The 2789-nt window shown below is 74.2% G+C and carries 2 protein-coding genes and 1 pseudogene; all 3 read right to left on the minus strand.

The window, feature by feature from the left end:
* Positions 1-793: ABC transporter ATP-binding protein (locus tag ACLEQD_RS40710; protein ID WP_410391306.1), on the minus strand; the 793-nt coding region annotated here is incomplete at its 3' end.
* Complete coding sequence (locus tag ACLEQD_RS40715; RefSeq protein ID WP_410391307.1) at positions 790-2601, minus strand: hypothetical protein; 1812 nt, start codon at positions 2599-2601, stop codon at positions 790-792. The genes ACLEQD_RS40710 and ACLEQD_RS40715, both read right to left, overlap by 4 nt.
* Positions 2594-2789: pseudogene (locus ACLEQD_RS40720) on the minus strand (AAA family ATPase); the annotation flags it as partial. The gene ACLEQD_RS40715 and the pseudogene ACLEQD_RS40720, both read right to left, overlap by 8 nt.

Here is a 2789-nt window from a genome sequence, read left to right on the forward strand (position 1 = left end):
CCACGTCCTTCACGCGCGGCTGCTCCAGCAGCGTGCGCTCCGTGCGCGCCCACAGCGCCTCGCCCTCGTCGCCCGCCGCCAGCCGCACCGTCAGCTCCGTCACGCGGGACGGGCCCGCGCTCTGGCGCAGCAGGTCCTCCACCTTGCCCTGGGCCAGGAGGCGCCCCTGCTCGATGATGACGCAGCTGTCGCAGATCTCCGCCAGCTCCGTGAGGATGTGGCTGGAGATGATGACCGCCTTGCCCTGATCCGCCAGCGCGCGCAGCAGCTCCCGCAGCTCGATGCGCGCGCGCGGATCCAACCCGTCCGCCGGCTCGTCCAGCAGCAGCAGCCTCGGGTCGTGCAGGAGCGTGCGCCCCAGGGCCACGCGCTGGCGCATGCCCTTGGACAGCTCCGTGGTGAGCTTCTCCGCCAGCGGCCCCAGCCCCGTGAACTCCATCACCGAGTCCACCCGCTGCTTGCGCTGCGCGCCCTTCAGCCCGTACGCGCGCGCGAAGAAGTCCAGGAACTCCCTCACGGTGACGTCGTCGTAGGTGCCGTAGCGGTCCGGCATGTAGCCCAGCAGCGGCCGGGCCCGGTCCGGCGCGTCCACCAGCGACGTGCCGTCCAGCAGCACCGTGCCCGCGGTGGGCACGTCCAGCGTGGCCAGGATGCGCAGCGTGGTGCTCTTGCCCGCGCCGTTGGGCCCGATGAAGCCCAGGATGCCGCCGGCCTCCAGCGAGAACGACACGTCGTCCACCGCGCGCAGCGCCCCGTAGTCGCGCCGCAGCCCCTTCACCTCCAGCAGGCTCATCGTCGTGCCTCCTCGACCTGACCGCGCACCAGGTGCTGCGCGGCCTCCAGCTCCACGTCCATCACCGCCGTGGGCGTGAAGCCCCTGCCGCCCAGCCGCGCCACGAACGTCCCCTCGGCCAGCGCATCCCCCAGGGCGGCCACCGCGCCCGGGAAGCGCCTGCGCGCCTCGTCATGGAAGACCGCCAGCGAATCGTCCTCGCCGTCCCGCGGCGTGGCCAGGCCCTCCGCGCCGTCCGCCAGCTCCGGCAGCGTCCAGAGCTGGCCGTCCAGCTTCAACGTGCCGCCCTGGAGCGGAGCGCCCAGCGCGTTCTGCACCTGCACGCCGCCGTCCGCCTTGCGCGCCGTCAGCCGCGCGCGCGAGGGAATCACGGCGACCTCGCCCCACTCGCGGTAGCTGCGCGAGGGCAGGAAGCTGTTCTTCACGGCCAGCCCGTTCGTCCAGTCCAGCAAGCGCGGCGGATCCTCGGGAGCCGTCGAGGCCAGCAGCACGCTGGAGGCGGGCATGCGCACGCCGTCCTCCGCGAGGTTGGCGTACCAGGCGTTGAGCCCCACCGTCACCGCGCGCGACCGCTCGCGGTCCAGCAGCGTGAGGCTGTAGCGCGCGGCGTGCACGCTGAAGCCGTCCACCAGCACCGACCACGCCACCAAGCCCAGACACGTGAGGGCCGCCAGCGTGGGCACGGCGATGAGCACCGCGAGCGGCCCCTTGCGCCGGGCGAGCATCCACCCGCCAGGCCCCACCGCGAGCGAGAAGAGGAAGATGAGCAGCAGGAAGCGGCCCACGGGCGCGCGGGCGCTTCCGAGCAGCGGCAGCCGCCCGTCGCTCAGCAGGTCGTTGCGCTCCCACCGGGGCGGCGGGCCCGCGGGCACCACGACGGCGGACGCGCGCTCCGTGTCCTCCCAGAGGTGGATGCCGCAGCCCGGGGTCTGCGTCCGGCATTCGCGGAACTGGCGCACGAAGCCGAAGCCATAGGGCGACAGCTCCGCCCGCGGGTCCTGGAGCAGCGGGAAGCGCAGGCGCGGGTTCGCGGGGGGCTGGTCGAGCACGAGGCGGCCGCCGCTCACGGCGAAGGTCTCCAGCACCGCCCAGACATCGTCGGGCACCTGGTCCGGCGGCGCCGCCACCAGCACCGCGTCGTAGCCCGCGTAGGCGGCCAGCTCCCGGGGCGCGATGCGCGGCTCCACGAAGCGCGTGGCGACGAGCGGCTCCGTGTTCTCCGCGACGCGGCTCAAGCCGGTCGCCTTCTCGAAGGCCTTCACGTCGCCCAGCACCATCACGCGCGCGCCCCGGTAGCCGTCCAGGTAGAAGCCATTGGCCGCGGTGTCCATGCCGGGTGAATCCATCTGGAGCGTCCCGGACTGCACGTCCGCGGGCAGCAGCAGCCAGGTGACGGTGCGTTCCCGAGGCGCCAGTTGCAGCGAGCGCTCCACGACGCGCCCCTGCGAGTGGATGGACAGCCGCACCGGACGCGGCTGGCCGCCGGTGTTGTGCACCGTGACCTGGAGGGGCGTGTAGCCCCGGTTCGGCACGAGCGTGACGGCGCGCAGGGTGGCCTTGAGGTCGCCGTGCTCGGGGAAGGTCTCCGCGGATTCCACCACCTCGCGGTAGCCGCTGCCTTCGGGCTCCTTCTCCCGCGCCTCCTCCACCTCCACCGCCGTCGCCGCCGGCGCCGGCGCCGCCACCTCGACCGCCTCCATCGCCGGGCGGGTCGCGAACGCTTCCGTTCCACCGGGCACACCGGGCAGGCCCGTCCACAGCAGGGTCCCCAGGAGCACGGCGCCGGCCAGGGCCGCGCGGCTAGCCACGGGGCACCTCGGGGGTGGCCTTGAGCAGCTCGCGCACCACGTCCGGCGCGGACACCTTCTCCAGCGACGCCTCGTAGGCCAGCACCAGCCGGTGGTTGAGGGCGGCGGGCGCGGCGGCCACCACGTCGTCGAAGCCCACGTTGGGCCGGCCCTCCAGCAGCGCGCGCGCACGGCCCGCGGCGGCCAGG

The organism is Corallococcus sp. 4LFB (assembly GCF_046520365.1).
Taxonomy (GTDB): Bacteria; Myxococcota; Myxococcia; order Myxococcales; family Myxococcaceae; genus Corallococcus; species Corallococcus caeni.